The 22,922-nt window shown below is 43.0% G+C and carries 22 protein-coding genes and 2 pseudogenes; 12 read left to right on the forward strand and 12 right to left on the reverse strand.

Annotated features, from left to right (window positions below; translation table 11 throughout):
• Positions 1-59: 59 nt before the first annotated feature.
• The 5 genes and pseudogenes from ACVA54_RS14300 to ACVA54_RS14320 all read left to right on the forward strand — a co-directional run.
• Positions 60-974: pseudogene (locus tag ACVA54_RS14300) on the forward strand (YifB family Mg chelatase-like AAA ATPase); the annotation flags it as partial.
• Positions 975-1,122: 148 nt separating this feature from the next.
• Positions 1,123-3,468 (forward strand): hypothetical protein, encoded by a 2,346-nt coding sequence (locus tag ACVA54_RS14305; protein WP_446642506.1) that lies wholly within the window; start codon positions 1,123-1,125, stop codon positions 3,466-3,468.
• Positions 3,462-5,873, forward strand: a complete 2,412-nt coding sequence (locus ACVA54_RS14310) for an integrase (protein ID WP_446642507.1) — start codon at positions 3,462-3,464, stop codon at positions 5,871-5,873. Before ACVA54_RS14305 ends, ACVA54_RS14310 begins: the two co-directional genes overlap by 7 nt.
• 11 nt (positions 5,874-5,884) lie before the next feature.
• Positions 5,885-6,412, forward strand: coding sequence for a hypothetical protein (locus ACVA54_RS14315; protein ID WP_446642508.1), 528 nt, complete (start codon positions 5,885-5,887; stop codon positions 6,410-6,412).
• Positions 6,412-7,776, forward strand: coding sequence for a tyrosine-type recombinase/integrase (locus tag ACVA54_RS14320; protein ID WP_446642509.1), 1,365 nt, complete (start codon positions 6,412-6,414; stop codon positions 7,774-7,776). The genes ACVA54_RS14315 and ACVA54_RS14320 overlap by 1 nt, the downstream gene beginning before the upstream one ends.
• Positions 7,777-7,877: 101 nt before the next feature.
• On the opposite strand, the gene ACVA54_RS14325 is transcribed toward ACVA54_RS14320, so the two are convergent.
• A complete protein-coding gene (locus ACVA54_RS14325) occupies positions 7,878-8,669 on the reverse strand; it encodes an MBL fold metallo-hydrolase (protein WP_446649704.1) in 792 nt (263 codons plus the stop codon).
• Between the two features lie 114 nt (positions 8,670-8,783).
• On the opposite strand from ACVA54_RS14325, the gene ACVA54_RS14330 reads away from it, so the two are divergent.
• Positions 8,784-9,749 (forward strand): GlxA family transcriptional regulator, encoded by a 966-nt coding sequence (locus tag ACVA54_RS14330; protein WP_446649705.1) that lies wholly within the window; start codon positions 8,784-8,786, stop codon positions 9,747-9,749.
• A 183-nt stretch (positions 9,750-9,932) separates the two neighbouring features.
• Here the strand turns inward: ACVA54_RS14330 and ACVA54_RS14335 are convergent, their stop codons facing one another.
• Entirely contained in the window at positions 9,933-10,313 is a 381-nt protein-coding gene (locus tag ACVA54_RS14335; RefSeq protein ID WP_253252637.1) for a DUF4345 domain-containing protein, read from the reverse strand.
• 378 nt (positions 10,314-10,691) lie between these two features.
• Positions 10,692-10,907, reverse strand: coding sequence for a hypothetical protein (locus tag ACVA54_RS14340; protein ID WP_221071978.1), 216 nt, complete (start codon positions 10,905-10,907; stop codon positions 10,692-10,694).
• A 161-nt stretch (positions 10,908-11,068) separates the two neighbouring features.
• Between ACVA54_RS14340 and ACVA54_RS14345 the strand changes: the two genes are divergently transcribed.
• The gene (locus ACVA54_RS14345) at positions 11,069-11,317 is read left to right on the forward strand and encodes a hypothetical protein (protein ID WP_221071977.1); all 249 of its coding nucleotides are present in this window, start codon (positions 11,069-11,071) and stop codon (positions 11,315-11,317) included.
• A gap of 661 nt (positions 11,318-11,978) precedes the next feature.
• On the forward strand, positions 11,979-12,245 hold the full coding sequence (locus tag ACVA54_RS14350) for a hypothetical protein (RefSeq protein WP_446600062.1): 267 nt from the start codon (positions 11,979-11,981) through the stop codon (positions 12,243-12,245).
• Between the two features lie 251 nt (positions 12,246-12,496).
• Here the strand turns inward: ACVA54_RS14350 and ACVA54_RS14355 are convergent, their stop codons facing one another.
• Entirely contained in the window at positions 12,497-13,132 is a 636-nt protein-coding gene (locus ACVA54_RS14355) for a hypothetical protein (RefSeq protein ID WP_446649706.1), read from the reverse strand.
• 647 nt (positions 13,133-13,779) lie between these two features.
• Here ACVA54_RS14355 and ACVA54_RS14360 point away from each other — a divergent pair.
• Positions 13,780-14,397 (forward strand): annotated as a pseudogene (locus ACVA54_RS14360) (magnesium chelatase subunit ChlI family protein); the annotation flags it as partial.
• A 50-nt stretch (positions 14,398-14,447) separates the two neighbouring features.
• Here ACVA54_RS14360 and ACVA54_RS14365 read toward each other — a convergent pair.
• The gene (locus ACVA54_RS14365; RefSeq protein WP_099080472.1) at positions 14,448-15,404 is read right to left on the reverse strand and encodes a DUF2860 domain-containing protein; all 957 of its coding nucleotides are present in this window, start codon (positions 15,402-15,404) and stop codon (positions 14,448-14,450) included.
• A 167-nt stretch (positions 15,405-15,571) separates the two neighbouring features.
• Here ACVA54_RS14365 and ACVA54_RS14370 point away from each other — a divergent pair, with 167 nt between their 5' ends.
• Complete coding sequence (locus ACVA54_RS14370; protein WP_446581263.1) at positions 15,572-16,450, forward strand: acyltransferase; 879 nt, start codon at positions 15,572-15,574, stop codon at positions 16,448-16,450.
• 41 nt (positions 16,451-16,491) lie between these two features.
• Here ACVA54_RS14370 and ACVA54_RS14375 read toward each other — a convergent pair whose 3' ends face one another.
• From ACVA54_RS14375 to ACVA54_RS14400, 6 genes are all read right to left on the reverse strand, one after another.
• Positions 16,492-17,094 (reverse strand): thiol:disulfide interchange protein DsbA/DsbL, encoded by a 603-nt coding sequence (locus ACVA54_RS14375; RefSeq protein WP_099080471.1) that lies wholly within the window; start codon positions 17,092-17,094, stop codon positions 16,492-16,494.
• 35 nt (positions 17,095-17,129) lie between these two features.
• Positions 17,130-18,116: a serine/threonine protein kinase gene (locus ACVA54_RS14380; RefSeq protein ID WP_099080519.1), complete on the reverse strand. Its 987-nt coding sequence runs from the start codon at positions 18,114-18,116 to the stop codon at positions 17,130-17,132.
• Positions 18,117-18,164: 48 nt separating this feature from the next.
• On the reverse strand, positions 18,165-19,586 hold the full coding sequence (ccoG, locus tag ACVA54_RS14385; protein WP_099080470.1) for a cytochrome c oxidase accessory protein CcoG: 1,422 nt from the start codon (positions 19,584-19,586) through the stop codon (positions 18,165-18,167).
• Positions 19,587-19,894: 308 nt separating this feature from the next.
• Positions 19,895-20,161, reverse strand: coding sequence for a YihD family protein (locus tag ACVA54_RS14390; RefSeq protein WP_099080469.1), 267 nt, complete (start codon positions 20,159-20,161; stop codon positions 19,895-19,897).
• Between the two features lie 123 nt (positions 20,162-20,284).
• Entirely contained in the window at positions 20,285-20,452 is a 168-nt protein-coding gene (locus tag ACVA54_RS14395) for a hypothetical protein (RefSeq protein WP_446649707.1), read from the reverse strand.
• Between the two features lie 8 nt (positions 20,453-20,460).
• A complete protein-coding gene (locus ACVA54_RS14400; protein WP_259343781.1) occupies positions 20,461-20,589 on the reverse strand; it encodes a hypothetical protein in 129 nt (42 codons plus the stop codon).
• A 160-nt stretch (positions 20,590-20,749) separates the two neighbouring features.
• Here ACVA54_RS14400 and ACVA54_RS14405 point away from each other — a divergent pair, with 160 nt between their 5' ends.
• Both ACVA54_RS14405 and trhA read left to right on the forward strand, forming a co-directional pair.
• Entirely contained in the window at positions 20,750-21,556 is an 807-nt protein-coding gene (locus ACVA54_RS14405; RefSeq protein ID WP_172438171.1) for a sporulation protein, read from the forward strand.
• 73 nt (positions 21,557-21,629) lie between these two features.
• Positions 21,630-22,283, forward strand: a complete 654-nt coding sequence (gene trhA / locus ACVA54_RS14410; RefSeq protein ID WP_172438170.1) for a PAQR family membrane homeostasis protein TrhA — start codon at positions 21,630-21,632, stop codon at positions 22,281-22,283.
• A 38-nt stretch (positions 22,284-22,321) separates the two neighbouring features.
• Here the strand turns inward: trhA and ACVA54_RS14415 are convergent, their stop codons facing one another.
• A complete protein-coding gene (locus ACVA54_RS14415; protein ID WP_119464598.1) occupies positions 22,322-22,900 on the reverse strand; it encodes a DUF3157 family protein in 579 nt (192 codons plus the stop codon).
• Between the last annotated feature and the right edge of the window lie 22 nt (positions 22,901-22,922).

Consider the following 22,922-nt stretch of genomic DNA (forward strand, 5'->3'; position numbering starts at 1 on the left):
TATAACCTATCCAGATAGGTAATCTATGATCATATAACGTATACAAAATTGAGGAATTTATGGGGCTGGCAATCATTCATAGTCGGGCAAGTGTGGGTGTGCAAGCGCCGTCAGTTAGCGTGGAAGTTCACATCAGTAATGGGATGCCAGGCTTTACGCTGGTTGGATTACCAGAAACCACAGTAAAAGAATCGAAAGATCGCGTTCGCAGTGCGATCGTCAATTCAAATTTTCAGTTTCCTGCCAAGCGTATTACGGTCAATCTGGCACCAGCGGATTTGCCTAAAGAAGGGGGGCGCTTTGATCTGCCGATTGCATTAGGGATTTTGGCTGCTTCAGAGCAGATCGCGACAGATAAGCTCAAAAGTTACGAGTTTGTCGGTGAATTAGCGCTTTCTGGTGGATTGAGAGCGGTAAAAGGTGTGTTGCCAGCGGCGCTTGCTGCGAATAAGAAACAGCGCTGTTTAGTGGTGCCCCATGCCAATGGCGATCAGGCGGCGTTAGTCGGTAAAGATCAGCACAAATCAGCTCAATCATTATTGGAAGTCTGTGCTGAGCTTTGTGGCCAACATCAATTAAATTTGTACCAAACACTTAAGAAAAAAGAGGTCAAGACACACAGTCGTGACTTGCAGGACATTATTGGTCAGCCGCAGGGTAAGCGAGCGCTGGAGATTGCAGCTGCAGGGAATCACAATCTCCTTTTTCTTGGCCCTCCAGGTACCGGCAAGACCATGTTGGCTTCTCGCTTGTGTGACTTATTACCTGAAATGAGCGATGAAGAAGCGATGGAAACGGCCGCTGTTGCATCGCTAACTCAAAGTGAAATCAATGAACACAACTGGAAGACAAGGCCACTTCGCGCGCCGCATCACTCTAGCTCCATGGCGGCATTGGTTGGCGGAGGCTCCATCCCAAGGCCGGGAGAGATCTCGTTAGCTCATAACGGCTTATTGTTCTTAGATGAGATGCCAGTAATCCCAATAATTATAAATTATCAAAACCAAACTAACTTTTTGGATTGCAATACTTAAAATGCCAATCAATACCTTTAATCTACATTGACAATAATCGATATGACAACTAATGTGGTTGTGAGTTGTCAATTTATAGGGTTTGGTTATGAATGTAAAAGCACTAAATGAGCTTTCTTTATTAAAAACTGCACTGTCAGTCGAATACTCTAACTACCTAACACTTGCTGCTGAATCCTCAGTCTCCCCAAGTAGAATACAGTTAGCATTGAATTTTTATGCAGCTTACTGCTACTTGATTGGACAAGACAACTACAGTGCATTGGAAATACTGAATGATTCAAGTTCACTTAATGCACATTTCCAGTCGCTCATTGGCTTTGTTTATAGCAATGATGATATCACTATCATTAACAGGTATAGATTAGGCACTCACCTCAAAAACCTTTTCCGTTACATTGCCAATGATAAGCAGCTCATTCTCGAAGACGTAAAACTGTCAAAAGACAAAATTTCAGAAGATGCCCAGAGCTGCCTAGCTCAATTCCGAAAGCTTAATATAGATAAAACAAAAGCGGACTACCTTAATGGTTGGCAGGTGCTATCAAAAGAAGGCAAAGAATATGAGGCTTATCTTGATACGCTTTATGTGAATTTTGGCGAAGATTTTACCAATAAGGTTCATCTTGCTCTAAAAAACTATGCTTTTACACAAAAATCATCATCTCTTGCTCAGGCATTAAAACTCCTTAGACAACTTTTTGTGGGTTTCTCCACGGTTTATAACGGCAGAGACGGACTATCAATAGAAGCCCTTCTCAGTCGTAATCATGTGCAGCTATTCTTTCACAAGGTGTTTAAAGTGCTATTTGTGCGCTCCCAAGCTGCTCAGCACTGCCCAAAGCATTTTCATGCTAAGTGGCGAGATACCATTAACCATTATACCGAGTGCTTTATCAACACGGGTGTTTTTGCTGAGCCTCACAAACCATTCATCGTTCCAGACTGGAAAGACCCAAAAGAGGCAGCGCCTACCTTTTCAATTGGTGGCAATGCTACGCAGCCAGAAAACCTTCGATGGTTTGCTAACATTCCGCTTAAAATTAAAGATGAAGAGGCGGTTTTAATTATTCAGCAACGTGTAGAGCGAGATATGGCGCACATCAGGCATGTGTGTCTCTTGAAATTTGAGGAGCTTTTAGAGCGAGAGGAGAGAAATAGAGCTTTTCAGAGCACAGGCTTAGTTAAACCATTGAGCGGCACGCGAGGCTATACACAATATAATGACTTTGTCGGTGCAGATAAGTTAGACAATACCGTAGCGACCTTTTATGCGCATGGCATCGCTGCAAAAGACACAACAGGCTACCTAAGTTTTTTGGGATTTAGCGGTAATGCCAGCCAACTCAATACAGAGTTAAATTTACCAAACAAATCACCACTGAACGTTCTTTTGACGCTGCTTGTGATAGAACATCCTTTGATAACACCCTCTTGGCTACAAAGCTGGGAGTTGTTTGACGCTCAAGGCAATAAGGTGGGCTACAAGCAGGTGGGTAATCAGCATATTGCTGTCAGTTACAAATCACGCAAAGGTTCAGCCAATGCGCAGCAAGAAGTAGTGCTTAATCAGTTTTCTAAATCTATAGTAGAGTTCTTGATACAGTATACACGCATGGCGCGTGAACACCTGAAGCAGAAAGGGAATAACGATTGGCGAAAGATGATTTTAACTGCAACTTCTACCAATGCGGTGCACCCAAGCAACCTCAATAACACTCTTCACTCAGCAAATGAGTTTTATGATTGGCTTCAAGAAAAATCGCTCTTTGATAAGAGCAGTGATATCACCTTGAAAGATGCCAAAGCCATTTCTGACATCCATTCATTACGCTCAATCAGACGACACCGAGGTTTTCAAATTTACTTGGAAACACGTTCAATGGATGCGGTTGCTGAGGCACTGGGTCATGAAAAGAAGGATGCCAACCTACTGACTTCTTATCTTCCTAAACCACTCATGGACTTCTTTAATGCACGTTGGGTTCGTCAGTTTCAGAACGCCATTTTACTTGAAGCCATGAAAGATTCAGTGCATCGACTTGATGCCGTTAATATGAGTACAGAGGACATTGAGGAATTCTTAAACAATCACGGTATCAGTAATATTCCAGAGCATTTCGACCACGGTTTTGTTCAAAAGACCGCAACTGATAATGAAACCTCTGAATCCTTAGCGTTCGACCAGTTGACCTACACCATTTCCACCTCTCTTTTGCAGTTATTAATGGCGATACGCCTTGTTGTTGAGAGTAGTGATGATGAGGAATCTTTTTTAGATATAGTGGCTCACTGGTATCAATCAGCAGTGTTTGTTTTAGAAACCCTAAGTTCAGGTAAGCATAGTGCTGATGATGATTTGATGGGAATGCTTGATATTGCAACCAATAACAAACTAGATACTGACTCGATTAAGGGAGCGCTGCTATGTTAAGTGTTGCTATCGACAATACCTCAATTGCTAACCTCATTGAAAGCATCGTGCTAGACCATGCGCTTTTGAATGGTCTAAGTGCCGAGACTCTTGAAGATATTATCAATTTCTCAGTAGCAAATGATGACTATCGAGCATTAGATATCATTACGAATTTCCATACAGGCATCTACAGCTATGATGACAGACAGCCTGAGTGGTTGGAGTCCAAATTTACTGCACCTAAATGGACAATAACATTCGGTAAAACGGCAAAAACAATCCATTGGGATAGTGTGTATTTGGATGACGGAAAGAAACTCACGGATAAAAAACACCAAAAGTTGTTAAACAGCTTTAAATACTGGATCACAGCGGCAGATAATCCACTTGAAAACGGTGGGAAGATTATCAGTCCAATAACCGCTTATCAAAAAGTTATCAAAGTTATCGCTCTCATCAATGCGGTCTTGCTGCACTCGAAAGAATTGAAATTAGCAAAATATCACCTTCTGAATGTGAATGATGACTTTTGGTTGAACATCTTGACCAAATACGCTGAACATGGAAATTTTCAAGGTGTGTATGAGGTTGATAAGCGCACTCAGGCATTGCTTAATAACGCTTGTCAAAGTGTTTCTGATACAGACGCACATACGTTTAAAGAGAAGTATCCCTACGTTATTCAAGATATTGCGCAAGATGAAAATTTCTTATTTCTAGTAGAGAGAGAAAAGGCGTGTGCTTGGCTTTTTGAACAAGGCTATTATCACGCTGGAGAAGGCATAAAATACACTGGCAGCAGTGCTGTACTGGGTGAGTTGTTATTTAAAGGTAAGATGCTTTACCACGGCATTAATATTCCCGATTACGCAGAACTTCATCTCAAAGCGCCAAAACGAAACTCAGAGTATCGTGCAGTTGATAATAAAGACACCTCAACAGGTACGAGTCAAAAGACTATCTCGGGCTACATTGAAGCAATTCGATTGATTCATACCAACCTTGAGCGTGAAGATGCGGCAAGTCCTTCGATCTTGTCCGGGCGTGTCAGTTCAGGTCACATTAGCCAGTTAGTTAGCTTAAAAAGAGCAGGACGTACCCGCACCTTGCCGCCAACCTTTGTGTTTAATTTAATTCGTCAGTGCTATGAGTTTGCCAAAGAGCATCTACCTACCGACAAAGGTGCTGTTACTTTGCTAGACGAAACGTTAACGCTGCTGTCTACAGCAAGAAGCAAATCTGCGGCAAAAGACTCCAACACACTCCGCCCACAACGACACTCTCTAGCTTGGAATGAAGAGTTGCATCGAGAGATGTCTAGCACGGAGCGAGGTTACTGGTTTAAAAAGGATGCAATCAATTGCCTGAGTAGTGAATATCTGAAAAAAGGGATAAAGCAGGTTCAAGGCTTTGCTGATAGCGTTGAAAATCGCTTTGAGCGGATTCGAGCTAATGAGAGCCTGTTTGATTTGTTCTCGGTACTGCAAGGTGCAATACAACTCTTGGTGGGTGCCATCATGGCTCGAAGACAAGATGAATTAATCAAGTTGAAGTCACATGGCAACCTATCTCCTAATGTAAGTCCTTTTTCAAAAGATGGTGCAAAAGCAGAGTACAACCTGATATTTAAGGTAAAAAAAACTGGCTCAAAAGGGGTAAATGCCACAATAGAAAGACCAATTCCCTTATCTATCGCAAGGTTCGTCTGGCAACTGGAGCAATTTAACATCAAAGCGAGTGAGTTGAAGCTATGCCAAGGAAAGCTATCTCTGTTTAACAACCTTGATTCAAAGCGTACTCAGTTAAGTCAGGTTTCTAGCAATACTTATATTGCGCACCTTGATGATTTGTGTGATTACTTAGAAACGGACTTGGTAGAGTACGACAACGGTGAGTACCGCCGTAATTATGTTCGTCAGCACCAATTGAGGCGCTTCTTTGCTATGGCGTTCTTCTGGTCTAAGGGATTTGATGGCATGGATGCTCTGCGCTGGATGCTCGGACATTCAGACATGGAGCATCTATATCACTATATATCAGAATCAGAGACAGGGGCCGTGCTTAATGGGGCTAAAGCCAGCGTGATTGTTCGTGGTGTGGTCGATTCCACTTCTGAGCTTGCCAAGCTCGACGGAATAGAAGAGGTTCGTAAAATCATTGCAGAACGCCTGACAGGTGATAGCTCAATACCAGTCACTATAGAATCAGTGAGTGAAGCCGCAGAAGATTACGATGATGAGTCTTATCTAACCGTCCCTCATATAAGCCAACTTCAAAAGGAGCAGGACATTGAAACAGAGGTTATTCAGCTTTTAGACGAAGGTCGAATCACGCTTGAGCCAGAGTTCTTTACCATTGAAGATGCTGATGGAAATGCCACTCAAACCTTTAATCTAATTTTAAAAATCAAAGACCTTGATTGAGGATTGGGACAATGAAAGTTTTAGAGAAAAACCAAACTAAGATACTTGAAACGGAAAAGCTGTTAAGGGAAATCATCACCACCCCTGCTGAGTTTAAAAATGATGAGGAACTACTAAAAGCGCTCAAGTCTCAATCTGGTATCGCTAAATACCAGAATCAAGAGCGTAATATCACATCATGCTCATTAAACACGGTCAAAAGCATCTCAGAAGCACTTCTGGAAAGAGGCTTCTTATCCCTCGATGAACTGCGTATCAACGCTAAATTGGCGATAGAAGCCGCGCATCACGCTGAGAAAGCGTCCAAAGGCAACAAGCAAACCGTCGTGGGTTTAAAGCACAAAGTTTCTGAGCTTGAATCGGAGTTAGATGCAGCGCAGCGCAGTAATTCTTTACTGACCGCTATGATCATTGAGTTGCGCTCTAAACTAAAGCAAATAGCGAATAAAGAAACATTAGAAGAACGACAAGAGATTTACAGAAGGCACAATCGAACGATTGAGGCGCAAATGAATTACATCGACAAAGGAGAGGTCTAATGGCGGTTCGTAAGCTTAAAAACTTTGAGCAATGGAGTCATCTTGGGTTTGATGGGAAGCTTGTCTTTCGTAAGCCACTGGATATTCCTTTTGTCACCTACAGTAATCATACTCCTTGCTATGAAGCTAATGCCTATATCCAGGCGTTGATAGTGAGAAACTTAAAAAGTGACACGATACGAGGGTATGCCCACGATATTATTCACTTAGTGCATTTTATTGAAAAACAGCCATTATTGAGTCGCTTCAGCCAGCTTACTGATGCAACATTCACCCTTTTCGTTCAGTCACTACAGGCAGAGAGAACACCACTTGGCGAACTAAAACGCAAGAATAACTCCGTTATAAAGATTGCGCATACCTGTTTGGATTTTTTGCTTTTTATCCAAAACTTTCACGATTTGAGTTATTTCATTGGTAAGGATAAGGCGAATTCAATTATTACTATTGAAAAACATTACAAGCGCAAACAGGAAGGCTACAAAGGTTATATTGAAGGTGTCAAAGTCACCCATGCAGCCGTGCCAACAAAAGATGAAATCAAGAAACGCCACCCTGTTTCAGAAGATGATGCCTTGCGTGTGTGGGAGCATATAAAGACCCAGAAAAACAAAGACAAACGCAGAAGAGACATGGCGTTATATACTGCAATGGAGCAGTTGGGTGGTCGAGTGTCGGAGCTTCATTTGATTAAAATGACCGATTACGAGGAAGCGAGACGCACAGGTATGCTCACTCTTACCACTTTAAAGCGCAAAGACGAGAATGCCACTCGAAAGATACCTGTCCCACATTTGTTATTATCAGTGATTGCGGATTACATCAAAGTTCGCAAGAAAGTCATGAGGAAGAAAAAAGTCCAACATGACTACCTGTTTATCAGCTTAAAAACAGGTCTACGCCTATCTGCCGATTCATGGACAACGTACATGAACTCATGGAAAAAAGAGCTTGGTATCGAGGGAGAATTGCACCCGCACTTGTGGAGACACGCATTCATTACAGACAAGCTTAAGGAACTGATTCTTGCCACTAAAGAAGTGAATGATAAAGATGATTTCCGAAAACATCTGCTTCATACACAAACGTTTAAAATGCAGTTACAACAATGGACTGGTCATACAATACTTAGCTCTTTGGATACTTATATTGACCTCGCATTTGCAGATATTCACGGCTACACAGAGGTTTATAATGCTGTTTCTCTAAAGTCGAGTGTTGAGCTTGCTAAGCGTCAGATTGAGTTGTTAGAAGAACAGATAGCAAGGAAGGAGTTGACGCCTACCGCAGCGTTGTGTGAGATAAAGGAACTATTGGGAGCTTTCCAATGCGATATAGATAAAAGCATTGTATCGTCACAGTAAGGTTCATCACATCATCACCAATCGGTCGCGTAACACGCCTTTGGACAGAAATCATTTAGATTATTTACTTAAATCGGGAGTCGTCGGATTAGTTCAGGTATCTAAAACTCCAAGGTCTCACCATCAGCAGGAATAAGGACTTTATCTGACAAACCGTTTTTATCAATTACCTCTTTAAGGATTGGTCGGGTCACTGCACAGTGATTTAGTGCCTCCATATGGTTCGCAATCACCTTATTAGGGGAAAGACGAACGAACTCCATGACTTCATCAATAGACATCAATAACGGTTGACCCACGTCCATACGAGCACGGCCTGCCGCGACGACTGTGATATCGGGTTTTAACTCATTCAATGCTCGTTTAACATCATGGGTTAGAACCGTATCACCACTAATGTAAATAGAAGGCTCATTGGGAAGCGCCAAGAAAAATCCAACACCATTAGCCATTACTGTGTGAATCCATCCATGACCGTGCAAAGCAGGTATCGCCGTGAGTTTTCCGCCAAGAAAGTCGATGGTTTGCCAGTCTTCAATTCCCCACTTTATCGTTAAGCCGTATTTTTCGAGGTAGGCTTTATCTCTGGCGGGTGTCGCAACCGGAATGTTACGGCTTGTTAAAAATACCTCACCGTCTGAATCTAGATGATCTGCATGCTGAAGAGCTTTAATACCTAAAGTTCGACTATGAGTGATCAGAGTGTGAGTGACCTTGGTAAGTAATTCCTTTGCATTATTTGGCATTTCAACGGTAGGGTTTCTGGCTGGTTTGGCCTTAAATACCGAAAAGGGAGGCAATGAGCCTTTTTTACCCAGCATAGGATCAATAAGAATAAATTTGTCGCCAGATTCAATGATAAAAGTTGCGCTACGTAGGTGATGGATTTTCATAATGCCTCTCTATACTCACTAACCAGTCATCTTCTCTATACGATTTAGCATGCTACTTTCCGACTTTTTGTGATAGTGTCTTGAAAGTCAACGTTCGCGCAAATCGAGACATTCATGAACAAATCAAGCGAGTTAATTAAAATTACTATGATAGCCTTTGAAGGCATCAGTGCTTTTCATCTCTCTGTGCCCTGTCTGGTGTTTCAAGATATCTTTTTTGGTCAGCCGGTTCGGTTTAACTTGAGGATCTGTAGCGAAAACAGTTTGCAGTTTGAAACAAGCTCTGGATTTGGTGTAGTGGTAGATAGCGATTTAAGTGCTATCCAAGAAGCCGATATTATAATTATTCCAAGCTGGCCAAATGACCTGCCAGAGCCAAGTGAGCGACTTCTAGAGGCGTTAATAGAGCATCATGATAAAGGGAAGCTGCTGGTAGGGCTCTGCCTTGGTTCTTATGTTCTCGCGTGTGCTGGCGTTCTCGATGGCAAACGAGCCACAAGTCACTGGGCATTTGCCGAACAATTTCAGCAGCAATTTCCTAAGGTGAATTTTGACCCAAACCCTCTATTTGTTGAACATGAGACTATCATCACCTCTGCTGGAGTCGCTGCTTCACTCGATTGCTGTTTGCACATAGTGCGCCGTTTGTGTGGTAGTGAGCTTGCGAATGATCTCGCACGTAAGATGGTGACAGCGCCATCTCGCAATGGTGGGCAGCAACAATACATACCAGCACCAGTCAACATACCCCCCCTCACAGAGACAAGTATTAACCTTGTGATTGAGCAGGTTGAGCAGACTCTCAATCAGTCTCATTCACTAGATGAAGTCGGTGAGCGATGTGCGATGAGCAAACGTACCTTTACACGCCAGTTTAAATCCACCTATGGCTGTACATTTGGTGAATGGCTCCAAAATCAGCGTTTGGTTCTCAGCCAACGCCTACTAGAAACCACGAAACTATCGATACCTCAAGTTGCAGAGCAAGCGGGTTTTGGCTCTGACAGCGTATTCAGAAAGCACTTTAAATCTGCTTTTCATGTATCGCCGGTTCAGTGGCGCACGACTTTTAAGCAATAGTATTCATTTTATTGAGGGCATTTTCGCGTTACATGCCCCGCCAGCACACCTTTGGACAAAAATGACTTATTGCTTTCTCTAAATTAGCAGTCAGCGGATTAGTCGCTGTTTAACAAAATCACTAATATCGAGGCCAAGTTCATCAGCCACTACATTAGTGATTTAATCTTGTCTGTAAACTTATCATTCGGGCATACGCAAAACCCAAAATGCCACGGGTACAAGAACAAGCTCTAGACCGATGTATAAGATGAGAATTGGAGCGGGTTGCCCATCTGCATACAAGCTTATTAGCCGTCCAATAACAAGGCTACCTGTAAACACTATGATGGTAACTAATGCTGGATTTCTATAGCTCTCATTAAAGGCTGAATATAGCCAAAATAAGCCTAAGCCTAGGTAAAGACACATAACTGCCCTTAGAATATGGGCGATATTGTTATCGAGTGTTTCTATACCTAAAAGTGTAAATGCAAACCAATCGGGATAAATGCCGTAAGCTAAAGCGATAGGAACAACCGCAAAAAAAGCGAATATCAAAAACTTCTTCTTTATGTGTTTCATTTTTGATTCCATCCCAATTACTCAATGAAGCCTAACACTAACATTATTCAGGCTATGCTTATAACGCTCAAATAGCTCATAAACTATCTATCTGAGTCGTCACCAAGTCGATAAACACTTTGTACCATAAGAAAAAATAGGCCAAATCACCGCACATTAAAAGGAGACACGGCACAACTCTAGCTTAGAATGGGGCAGAAGTGCTTTAGAGTAGTAGCACTAAGGCGCTCTTGTCCCAAATCAAATCGCACGGGCATTTTCACTCTTGTTACTAAGACCAATTTCCCCTTTCCTAGCGAATTGTGAGAGCATTAGAGTCGCGTTAGAAATATTCTGATTTAAAAGAAACCTATCGCTTTTGTCATGAACTACTTGGATTTATGTCATTATTTTTTCTGCTTCCATTTGAAGCCATTCCAATGTGTTTTGTGGCTCACCATGCGCTTCCATGTAGTGCCATAGCTTTTCGAACGACAAAATGGTTACGTGTAGCGCAGTGTCTTCGTCTCCAACTTTAAGAGTTAAATTATCCAAAAGGGTAAGAGTATGAGCATCAACCAGAGCGTCATATTTTTTTACTTGGACAGACTTCATCAACGTATCTCATCAGTATTTTTATAATTATAGTTTCTCTTTATGCGCTATGTTGCATTTTGTTTTGAGCGTCATCTCAATTTGCATAAAAGGTTAAACTTTTACATGAGTGTTGGGCTTTAATATTGATTTACTAGGAGGCAAATTGATGGGAACGCATTTTGAAGTTAAAAATTTATTTTAAGGCGTTAAACTGCTCAGGTTTTGAACTCGCTTCATATGACACTAATAACGATTCCATTATTGCTCAGTGGCTTTCCGCTGGTATAGCTAAAAAAAGAAGTTCCTTTTACCTTGTGTTATACGATGACAATGGAGATTGTCTTGATGCAAAATATCTTTCAAAAGAGGTTTTTAGTCGACTGCTAATTGAATGGGATTGCTTTGGTATTAGGCGAAAGGGTGAGTAATTTAATTAACGCAATGCACATTGTTCGACCTTACTCTCTGGGTATTCAAGATACTAACGAAACACAAGCTTCTCTATAGTTCTCCTAAGGCCCTTTTACCCCTGAGCAAGACGCACACCGATTAATAAGAAAAGTAGACACCTCCGTCCTCTCTAAGCTTAACCATAGTAAGTGTAGTGGTTCACTAAAATTGATCACGTATTCAGAATAAATTATCTAGGGCGCTATTGTCCCTAAGCGCCTCATAGTTTCAAGCTAAAAATACGCTTATTATGCATAAGTAGCACCGTCATCACATGAGCAATATTTGGGCAAATGACGAATAACTAGATATGCGAATCTGTTCGACGAAACTAATAAAGGGGCAGAACTGAGCTACTGCATCAATCTAAGTCGTTTCTGTGCTGAAGCAATCTTACCCGCATAAAAGTATCATTTTTGATGCATGTATCCTTTTGTTATAACATGAACTCCGTTTGGGTAAATTCTGGCTGTCCACGAGCGCAAATGTTCTGGCAGAAACTGATAAAGCGCACTTCTGAATGACGAAGTCCTCCTGAGAATTTTGTAATTCAGGCAATATTTAATCTCCGCCTTTATTGGGTTCACCCAGAACAGTAAAAATGCTATTGTTCCGATTAGAATTTATAGGGTTATTTGAATGTCGAATTTACTTACAAAATTACGAAAAGCAGTAATTGAGTGCTTAGACTTTCGTGGTCGCATGTGGGTGGTGCATGTCTATAATGGTCAGTTGAAAGGAGAATCCTTTGTCATTAATGAGGACTCATTTTCCATTCCTTTACAATGGATGAAACGTAAAGGCTACAATGACTCAATGCTCAAACAGGTTGAAGCAATGAACTGCTCTCAAATCCTAGAGCTTGATCTAGGTAACATTCAGCATCAACTGATGCGTGTTAAATGACCGCTAACAACAATCTCGTCACTCAACTTTCACGTAAATTCGACTGCTTATTCGGTGTTACTCAGCAACTGTTCGAATAACTATTGATAAGGCAAATACGAATTAACTGTATGTGAATGAGTATTTGCTCTGACTGATAAAGGGGCATAAACGTGCTAGCGGTGATCGTGCTAGCACGCCTCTGGACAGAAACGCGTTAGATTTATAGCACTAACGCGCTCACCTTAGGTTAGAAAAAGTGTCTTGAAGCCTTAAACGTTTTGTGTTTTGTTAAAATGTGGAAAATCATTCATCCATTGAAGGTAAATATGATAGTTCCTATCAACAAGAGGATAGCTAACTACATTTAGGTGATAACCAAAGCCTTGCAGTATTGGTGTGTGAGATAATTCCGAACTGTCCTCAGAAGACGACACATAAATAGCTTGAGACCATGGAAGCTCACTTTCAGGGTGTTCTCTCTTGTTAACTGAAGACAAGATCGTTAAATCAACTACTTGACCAGATTCTAGGGTTAGCCAAGCATGTGCATTCGCTGGTGCATGGGGTACATATCCTTGCTTAATTTCCTTGAAGATACTTCCCACTGTTGTACGGTAATATGGCTTACCTTTATATGTTACATCTCCTATGGTTAAGTAGTGTGGAACACCTAGCTCATTCAACACGTATGAAGCCTCTCTTACCACCTTGAAACAGTTACCTACCAACGCGTTTGTACTTGGAATGAACTCTTGAAAATCTGCAATCAAAGCGTTTTTAATAACATCTGTGCTGTAATCTTTAAGAGAAAGGTCTATGCTCATTTTGTTAGGTAGATATTTCGAACCAAAAATCTCTTCTGATCTCAACATTGCTTGTTTATATAACTCTTGATACTCGTTCATTTCATCCTCTAAATAGACGTATATTAGGTTGCGCAGAGTCGCTTTTCTTGATCTTATAGTGCAATCTTCTTTGCTCAATCTCAATTGCAAATCAGAAAATTAGTTCTCATATCGAGCTGTTAAATTGAAGATGGTCATTTAGTACACGAGAGCATAGCGCAAGCACATTCGGATAACCTCTGATATCGGAAAGTAGCATTAGCAGAATATGAATGAGGAACAGCTCTGAATCATTTTGGGGCAGAAACATGCTAGATGTCTGAGGTCAACTAGCGAGCCAATGTACAGATCGAGATAGGTTTTGGGTATGGAATTTGGGTTGGTCGCTCAACTACAGGCACATCTTGCTCCGCAAGATCACGGAATAAAATGTGGACAACGCTCCGCTTGACACACAGTTTATTTCCGCTTGTACCCGTAGTCACTCCCAAGAGCAATAATAACTTTTTTATAAATATTGAATATCCATTCAATGGGGCAAGTGGGCAAAAAGGTTGGATTAAATGGATGACATAGATGGTTGCTCGACTAAAAACTAAGTTGCATTGCTATCGTTCCGCTTACATCTGAAGCGATGCGCTCCACTAACACTGGCAATATTACAAGTCTCTAATTGACAATATTTCTTAATCAAAATCGATATTAGGAAAATGCCAGAGTTTGACCGAAAAGTGCTTGATTCTTTGCGTGAGCCTTTAGAGTCTGGGGAGATTATTATCTCACGCGCACAAGGTAAAACTCGCTTTCCAGCCCGCTTTCAATTGGTCGGTGCACTCAATCCAAGTCCAACAGGTTATTACGAAGGCAACCAAGCGCGAACCAACCCACAGGCGATATTGCGTTATCTTGGTCGCTTATCCGGGCCCTTGCTCGATCGCTTTGACATGTCGCTAGAAATTCCAGCACTACCCAAAGGCACACTGGCTGAAGGGGGAGATAGGGGAGAGCCGACAGCTGTCGTTAAAGAGCGGGTGAATAAAGCGCGTGGCTGCATGCTCAATCGCAGTGGTAAAGTAAATGCACTGCTGGGGAGTCGTGAGATAGAAGCTTTCTGCCCGCTGCAGAAAAGCGATGCGGAGTTTTTGGAAAATGCACTTCATCGCCTTGGGCTTTCTATTCGGGCTTATCACCGGATCATCAAAGTGGCGCGTACCATTGCTGACCTTGAAGGATCGCCACAAATTGAGCGTCCCCATCTTGCCGAAGCATTAGGTTATCGAGCGATGGATAGATTGCTCAAACAGTTGACCGCGCAAGCCGTGTAGATGAGTAGAAAATCGCAGCGAGAAAACGTCACTTGCTGCGATTAAAGCGATTAGAAAGCGTAGTTCAAACCGACAGTCAGTAGGGACTCTTTTTCATCGTAGAAGGTGATGTTGGAGTCGTTGTGCCCATAACCTGCCAGAGAAATGAGCGACCAATTTTGCCAATCGAACACATTCTTATACTCGTAGGCGGCGAATAAACTGAGTTTGCCGTCATCACGTATTTTATCGAACGTGTCACTTGCTGCTTCGTAGTTTTTCAATGTGTAGCCTGCCGTAACCGCAAAACGATGGCGATTAACGAACTTGAACCAACTGAGTTCGAATCGGTAGGAGTCGAAGGATTCAGCATCGCCATCCGCATCTTGGTAGACGTAGGTAAGTGCGGGTTGCAGTATCGACGTGCGGCTAAGTGGAATGCGGTAGTCACCTTTGATATAGTAGATCTTTGCATCACGCAGCAGGGAAGAATCGGTCACGGTATCTTTCTCTACGTTTTTCTCTGCGTAAGCCAAATCAAGATTAAAGTTGTTGTCTAAGAAGCGGTTGATTTGGAGACGAAACGCATTGCCGCCTTCATCGGTGGTTTTTCTCGATTGCCCAGTTAGGTATGGGTCTTGCCATGTCTCTCCTTTCAAGATGGTCGGTAGATAGGAAAAGTCGAGCACAGTGTCCGAAGCGAGTTGGTATTTATAACCAAGCTGGAAGGCGAGAGTACCGATCGCGATATCGGAGCGCGTAGTACCAGCGTACACTTGGTGATTGAGTTTGTTACCCAAGGTATACGCGGCGCTGCCCAAAGGAGCTACGATAAAAGATTCATCACTTTCGGCACGCTGGTTGAGTGACGTAATTGTGCTATTGCCATCGGTGTTGAAGTTGGACTCTGATGAGACGAAGCCAGTATTCAATGAAATCTCGCCGCTAAAACCGGCGGTTTCTGCAAGTTGAGCTTGTGCTGAACTGACGATAAAGGCCAAAGGCAATAAGGTGATCCTTGGATTCATTCGCTTTCTCCTTGTTTGTCGAATGAAGAGTGTTTTTGAGCATGAGTTCACTTTTTTATTGTGAAAACAAATCTGACCATTGTTACAAATGTTTCAATGTGACCATGGACTTGTATAATTACACGCTGTTTTATTACTCACGCACTTTAAGCTATTGTTTGATGAAGATGTTGGCATACCTAATATTTATTTTTACCGTTTTTTTCGTGATTTTAAACTCTGCTCTTTGCTCTATCGCAATTTGTATCATCGCTATTTTTAAGCGGTTGCTTCCAACTGCGAAGCTTAAAGCCAAAGGCACAGAGGCTGCCAACAAAATGATGTGGTTTTGGGCCACTGTCAATGCTGGCATTCTTGCCTTGTTCAACCGCGTTGAGTGGGATATTCAAGGTGGCGACAATCTAAAGAAGGACGGTTGGTACCTGCTGATCAGTAATCATCTTAGTTGGACTGATATTGTTGTACTGTGTTGTGTATTTAAAGATCGCATTCCAATGCCAAAATTTTTCTTAAAACAGCAATTATTGTATGTGCCTTTTATCGGTATGGCCTGTTGGGCGCTGGATATGCCATTTATGCGTCGCTATTCTCGAGAGTATTTGATCCGCAATCCGCACAAGCGTGGTCAAGATTTGCAAACCACGCGCCGCTCATGTGCCAAGTTCAAACACACGCCAACTACGGTGGTAAATTACGTCGAAGGCACTCGTTTCACCGAGGAAAAGCAACGCAAGAGCCGTGTGGGTTATCAACATTTGTTGCAGCCAAAATCTGGGGGTATTGCTTACACGCTAGCGGCGATGGGCGATCAGTTTGAGAACATCATTGATGTGACCTTGGCGTACCCAGAAAACACCGATAAGCCATTTAAAGACATATTGATGGGACGGATGAACAAGATTGTCGTGCGGGTCAGTGTACTACCCGTGGATGAGCGTGTTCTGGGGGATTACTTCAACGACAAGCTTTACAAGCGTCAGTTCCAGCAGTGGCTTGGTGATGTGTGGCAAGAGAAAGACCAGTTGTTGCAAGGCATTCATAAATAACAAAGGGGAACACCAGCTCCCCTTTTGGCGTTTGGTGTGAATTACTTTAGCGTAAGCAAGTAATTCACTAGAGCAAAGTATTCATCGGTTGATTTGATACTTTGCGCTTGAATCAGGTACTTGTTGTTAACGACAACCGCTGGAACGCCAGTGATGCCGCTGTTTTCAAATTGCTTATCCATACGGCGAGCCATAGAGTCGACCGCGAAGCCTTTAAATGCCGCGTCGAATTTCTTTGCATCAATACCTTCATCAATGAAGATTTGGCGCAGTTCTACTTCGTCACGAGGAGCTTTACCCATGTTATGAATGCGGTTAAAGAGCACTGGCACCATTTTGTCTTCGACGTTCAGCACAACTATCGTGGCGTATGCTTTATTCATTGAGATCCCCATGTTGCCACCCATGAATGACACGTGGTTCTTTTGTAGTTTTACGTTTTCTGGCAGCTGCTTTTTCAGTTGCTGAATGATCGGCTCAAATCGATTACAGGCAGGGCAGTAGAAAGAGAAGAACTCGGTCACGAGTGGCTTTTTAGATGCCTCCAGATCCAATACCTTGTAATGCTCCCCTTCTTTAAATTGTGCAGCATGTGCCGATAGGCTTAGCATGAGCATAGAAAACAGTGCGAACAGCTTTTTCATCTAAATATCTCCATTTTTTTATTGTTTGGCCTAACTTACCATTGGGGCATTAAAGACAGTGGTGCTTCTTCTAAACTGGCAATCTGCTCTTTAAATCCAAGTACCTGACCTTCCCAGTATTTTGGCTCATTAAACCATGGAAAAGCGAGCGGAAATGCGGGGTCATGCCAGCGTTTTGTTAGCCATGCCATATAGTGGACCATTCGTAGACCGCGTAGTGGCTCAATTAGTTTCAATTCTGTCGCGTTAAAATCGCAAAACTCTTGATATCCCTCGAGGATAATATCGAGCTGCATTAACTTATCTTGGCGTTCACCATTCAGTAACATCCACAAATCTTGCACGGCAGGGCCATTACGTGAGTCATCCAAATCGACAAACATCGGGCCATCGCGCCATAGAATATTACCTGGGTGGCAGTCACCGTGCAGGCGAATAGTGTTAAAGCCTTCTTGCCAGTGACTTTCGATCGCTTTGATAAGTATGTCCAAATCATTGAAGAAGCTGTTTTCTAAATGCATTGGGATCATGTCTGAACTTTGCAGAATCTCACGGGGTTGGTAGAGGTATTCTTGCAAGCTAATTGTCGGACGATGCTGAAATGCTTTTTTGCTGCCCACTTTGTGGATACGTCCAAGAAAACGGCCAACGCCTTCCAGTTGTTCAAGGTTGTCGACTTCAAACTGACGACCACCCACGCTTTCAAATAGAGCAAAGCCATAACCTTGGTAATGATGTAGGGTTTGGCCATTGATGCATATAGGGGGAGCGACGGGGATTTCGTTGTCGATCAGTTCAAGCGTGAAGTTGTGCTCTTCCTGAATCTGCTCGTTGCTCCAACGCTCAGGGCGATAAAACTTCACCACGTAGCGTTGGCGCTCTTCGTCAGTGAATTGGTAAACGCGGTTTTCGTAACTGTTGAGAGGAAGAAAACCAGATTCTGCACGAATACCGATGCTCTCTAGTGCATACCACATAAAGTCGGGCGTTAGGGCATCAAAGTTGAAAGTACCTTGGGACATATAAATAAAAAGGCTCATTGCTGAGCCTTGTTCCATTAGTTATCGAAGTTATAGCTTCTTGATAAATCGGCTTTCCACTTCGATAGTGAATTCGTTGCTCTTATCGCTGAGTATAAACTGAATTGTCGTGATCGCAGAGTTTAGCTTGTCAGGATCTGCGCCTAGGCTCATTGGTAAGTTGAAGACTTCGCCCGGCTGTACCTCAATGGTCTGTTTGCCGTACCAACTGACGTTGCTCAACCCTTCCACATCCAAGTTGTATTCTTGAACTTGTTGGGTTTTGTTGATGATTTTCAGGGTGTAGGTGTTTTCCACTTCGCCAGAGCTGTTCACGCGGAACAACTGGTTACGATCACGCAGTACGCTCATGCCGGCTGGGTCAACGGAGGTGACTTGAAGGAAGAACAAGCCAATCATCACCAACAACACTGCGCCATAGCCAAGTAGTTTCGGACGCAGAACCTTGGTTTGTTTACCGGATAAGCGGTGCTCGGTGGTGTAATTGATCAGGCCTTTCTCATAGCCCATACGCTCCATGGTTTGGTCACATGCATCAATACAGGCCCCACAGTTGATGCATTCGTACTGTAAGCCGTCACGAATGTCTATACCTGTTGGGCACACCTGAACACACAGATCACAGTCGATACAGTCACCTAAACCAAGCTGTGTTGGATCGGCTTTACGAGAGCGAGGTCCGCGTTGCTCACCACGTGTGGTGTCGTAGCCCACAATAAAAGTGTCTTTATCAAACATTGCTGATTGGAAGCGCGCATATGGACACATGTGTAAGCAGACGATGGATCGCATCCAACCTGCATTGGCGTAGGTGCAGATGGCAAAAAACATCACCCAAAAAACAGGCCAAAAGCTGGAACTTAACGTGAAAAAGCCCAGTACCAGTTGTTTAATGGGGACAAAGTACCCAACAAAAGTGAAGCCAGTCGCGAGCGCAATAGCAAACCAAGCGATGTGTTTGAGCATTTTGCGCATCGCTAAATTGGCAGTTATTTTATTGGCGTCTTGCTTGCGGCGTTTATTGGCGCTGCCCTCTAACTTTTCTTCAAACCAGATGTACATAAAGGTCCATACGGTTTGTGGACACAGATACCCACACCAAACCCGACCTAAAAAGGTAGTAATGAAGAACAATCCAAATGCCGCGATGACAAACAGTAAAGCGAGTAAGGTTAGGTCTTGAGGGTAAAGGGTGGTACCGACAAAGTTAAATTGCTGGTTGCCAATATCAAGTAAAATGGCCTGACGTTCGCCATAAGGAATCCATGGCGTAATCGCGAACAGCAGTAGCAAGAACCAACCACCGTAGCGGCGCAGTTTTTGGTAGGTTCCTTTACTTTCACGAACATAAATTCGATTGCTAGGATTGAACCGATCGCCTTTCCCTTTGTGGGTTTTCGGATTATAGCTTTTGGGAGTCACATCTTTGATATCGATTTTATCCTGACTCATGGACATTTCCTTCTTTAGGCTTTTTATCATGTGCGGCGACACTTCTGTTGATGCCACTCGATAACATCGCTGCTATACCCATGTCATGAACCATGACAGGACAAATTATTTTAGTAAACACTGATGAACGGAGGATTATACAATTAATAACAATTGCGTTTCTTTAACGCAGTCAACGTTTAACAACAAAAGTCAGTGCAGTTAACTTGATAAATGAGTGAACAGTGATAGTAGTTACTTGAATCTACTTGATGTTGTTATAAAAAAGCGACTCGTATGAGCCGCTTAGAAGGGGGGTATTGAGCTGTTTATTCGATGATGCCACGCGCACGTAGGATTGCGGTTTTGAAGTCATCTTCTTGGTCTTTCTTGAGACCAGGGATCATCTCGTCTTTGCTGCTGTTACGCATTTTAAGGTGGTAGATCAGCACGTCATCGGTTAAATCTTCCAACTTACCTTCATAACCCGCTTCATTTGCTAGTTTTACAATGAACTGCAGTAGATTCATTTCTTGATCTTTGTGCCACTCAGGTTCAAGCAGTTCAAGTAGTTCTTCAATACGATGACACTTCATTTCTTTCTCCACAGAATTTATAGGTGTTATTTGCTACTAAAGGTATCAAATTGCTTGGCGAACACCAAATGGGAAAAGGGGGGAGAGTAAAGATAAAAGCGCAGCAATCGCTGCGCTTTTTAATTAAGCCGCTTTAACTACTTTGGTTGGAACACTTAGTTCGGCCGCTGTCTTCTCAACCAGAGTCATAGTTGACGCAACTTGTTTCGCCTTAAACGCAGAAGTGAAACCACTGCGGCGGCGCATTGCACTACGATTTGTATGTGCGAACCTGACGGTTGTTGGGCGCATTAAGGTACCTAACTGTCAGGCATATCCATTGCCAATGTAATGGCCTGAATCACTATGAGTTGAGCTTCAACAACTTGAAGGGTGGCTCTTCTGGCTTTCGCCAATCCAAATAGAGAATCAGGAATAACGATATGCATACATATCATCTATAGGTTAGCACTGTTGCTATAAGTGGTCGATAGTTGAGCAATTGAATTATCTCGTATTTGTCAATTTGGCACCTAGATCGACGTAAAAATTTGTTTTGATCCCATGATCAGCAGTAGTAGTATGAGATTTCGACAGAAGGAGGTGCATATGTCATTTTTTAAGAAGACACTTGCGAGTTTTGGCATAGGCAGTGCCAACGTGGATTCGGTTCTGAACCAGGATGTGCTCTATCCTGGTCAGAGTGTGGATGTCTCTATCCATGTCTACGGCGGAGCAACGGAACAAGTGATCGATAACATCGATCTTAAGCTTTGCTGTCGTTATATCGCTGAAGCGCCAAACGATCGAGGTGCGCGTGAAGGTCACAGCATGCGTCGCGTACCACAAACGCACGTACTGGCGAAGTGGAACCTCCCATACGCATTTAGTATCCACCCTGGCGAAGACCGCATCTTTAAGGCCAAACTTGATGTGCCGTGGAACACGCCTGTTACCATCGGTGATGCGAAAGTTTGGCTAGAGACGGGCTTAGATATTGCCATGGCGCTCGACCCAACCGACAAAGATATTCTCACCGTTAGACCCGACCCGCTGATGGATGCCATTTTGTCTGCTTTTGAAGCGCAAGGCTTACGCATTCGCCAAGTGGAGTGTGAAGAAGTGAAAGGCTTCGGTCTACCATTTGTACAAGAGTTTGAAATGGTGCCAATTGACGGCCCATACCATGGTGTATGGCGTGAGCTAGAGTTTGTTGCTCATCGTGATGAACAAAACCTTCACTTATGGTTTGAACTTGACCGTACCCGCACTGGTGCTGGTGGGATGCTAGCGAGCTTACTAGGAAGCGGTAAACTCAAGCGTGAGCTGAGCATTCCGGTGAATACTAAACTGGAAGAAGTGGGTTCACTGGTGCTTAATTACCTTGAACAAACTACTGCTGCTCGTGAAGCTTAATTTAAGCTTACGCGTGTAAGCCTAATATGCCATACTAGAGCGAATATTCAAACACTCTAGTATAGGCGCATTGATGTCCTCACAACAGAAAGCACAATACAGTCAGGGCGAAGAATTCGCTAATGCCATTACCCATGGAATTGGGATGATCTTTGGCATTGTTGGTCTAGTACTGCTCTTGATTAAAGCGGTTGATCACCAAGCGGACACTCTGACCATTACCAGCATGGCGATCTATGGCTCGAGCATGATTGTGCTGTTTCTGGCATCCACGCTCTACCACGCAATCTCCTATCCAAAAGCCAAGCGTTGGCTAAAAACCTTCGACCACTGTGCTATCTATCTTTTAATTGCAGGTAGCTACACGCCATTTTTGCTAGTGAGTTTGCGCACACCATTGGCGATAGGATTAATGATCGTGATTTGGTCCATTGCACTTGCTGGCATTATAATGAAAATCGCGTTTGTGTACCGGTTTAAGAAGTTGTCATTGATGACGTATCTGGTGATGGGGTGGCTGTCGCTGATTGTGATTTATCAGCTCGCGATAAATTTAGATATCGGCGGCTTGACGCTATTGGCTGCGGGTGGGTTGGTGTATTCGATAGGGGTGATTTTCTACGTTGCTAAACGGGTTCCATTTAACCATGCGATTTGGCATGGTTTTGTATTGGCTGGCTGTGTGTGTCACTTCTTCGCGATTTACTACTTTGTCGAGCCTATCTAATTGATAGAAATAAACTCGACAAAGTGCGCGCTATCGTATTAGCGAGTTTTCACTTCTAAGATTTCTGCAGAGAATTGGTATTGCTGAGATTGTGGCACTGCCAGTTTGATAGCTTTACCTTGCTCTGCTTGCTGTGGACGTAAGTAAGTGTCTGCCATGCGTTTGATAGATTGCCAAACGGTGACATTCTCTTTTGCTAACGGTTTGCCAGACATATCGAATACCTGTACTTCCACTTCAACCTGAATCACCGATTGTGAGCTTTGGTTGGTGATAGAGGTTGTTAAAGCCAATTCACCATCTTCATAGCTGGCTGATCCAATCAAGATATCTACGCCAGAATCCGATAGCTGCATGGTTGGTTTCTTAGCATTAACGACCACTGTCGTACCTACTTTTTTGTTTATCACAGGAATGGCCGCAATTGCTGGTGCTGCAACCGCTTCGACTTTCTCCAATGTCGTTTCTGTAGCTTTTGGTGTCGCTTTTTTAATAACGTATTCCCAGGTGAAATCATCGTTTAGTTTCACTTCGCGACCATCCGCCAGTTTCACTACTTCTTCCGCGTAGACTGAAGAAGCGGCCAGTAGGGTGGCTAGAGTTATCCATAGTTTCATTGTGATACCTTTTTAACTGAGT

The sequence above is a fragment of the Vibrio sp. PNB23_22_6 genome (genome assembly GCF_052877535.1).